1 rRNA gene is annotated in these 1,092 nt (G+C 58.1%); it reads right to left on the minus strand.

What is annotated here, in order from left to right:
• Positions 1-1,092: ribosomal RNA gene (locus BLU74_RS19235) — 23S ribosomal RNA — on the minus strand; the annotation flags it as partial.

Genomic DNA, 1,092 nt, shown 5'->3' on the forward strand with positions numbered 1-1,092 from the left:
TGAGGAAATCTTTGGGCGCGCTCGATATCTTTTCGAGCGCGTACCGCCCCAGTCAAACTGCCCGGCTACCGGTGTCCTCCGCCAGGAGTGAGGGTCGCAGTCACTAACGGGTAGTATTTCAGGAGTGTCTGGGTGGCCCGCTAGCGCGGGTACCTCTGTAATGACTCCTACCTATCCTGCACGTTAGCGACCACGTCCCAGCGACAGCCTGCAGTAAAGCTCTATAGGGTCTTCGCTTCCCCTTGGGGGTCTCCAGACTCCGCACTGGAACGTACAGTTCACCGGGCCCAGCGTTGGGACAGTGACGCTCTCGTTGATCCATTCATGCAAGCCGCTACTGAAGCGGCAAGGTACTACGCTACCTTAAGAGGGTCATAGTTACCCCCGCCGTTGACAGGTCCTTCGTCCTCTTGTACGAGGTGTTCAGATACCTGCACTGGGCAGGATTCAGTGACCGTACGAGTCCTTGCGGATTTGCGGTCACCTATGTTGTTACTACACAGTCGGAGCGTCCGAGTCACTGCGACCTGCTCGGTGAAAAGCAGGCATCCCTTCTTCCGAAGGTACGGGACTAACTTGCCGAATTCCCTAACGCCGGTTGCTCCCGACGGGCCTTGGCTTTCGCTGCCTGAGCACCTGTGTCGGATCTTGGTACGGTCACCGTGCGCCTTTTCACGGGCTCTCGGTACCAGCGACTTGCGCTGTCTCGTAATTCGATCGCTTCCTGCCGTTACGGCGTCCACGATCTTCTACGATTCGACGGGGCGAAGGCCCCGCTCGCTGTTTCCAAAAGCGTCGGCGAATTGCACGGCGGCACTGGAATATTAACCAGTTTCCCGTTTGTCTCAGTCGAGTTACGGTGAGACTTAGGGCCGGCTAACCCTCGGCTGATTGGCAGTGCCGAGGAACCCTTGCTCGTCAGGCCGTCGGGGTTCACACCCGACTCTCGCTGCTACTGTGACCAGGATTTTCGTTACTGAACGGTCCACGCGAGCTCTCGCCCGTGCTTCCGCCCGATCAGTACGCCAAGCCTACTAAGTTGCCTTCTGACAGGCATTGCCAGGTCTCGGTGGTAGATTTGAGCCCCGATCA

Origin of the sequence: Halobellus clavatus (genome assembly GCF_900107195.1) — an archaeon.
GTDB classification, from domain to species: Archaea; Halobacteriota; Halobacteria; order Halobacteriales; family Haloferacaceae; genus Haloquadratum; species Haloquadratum clavatum.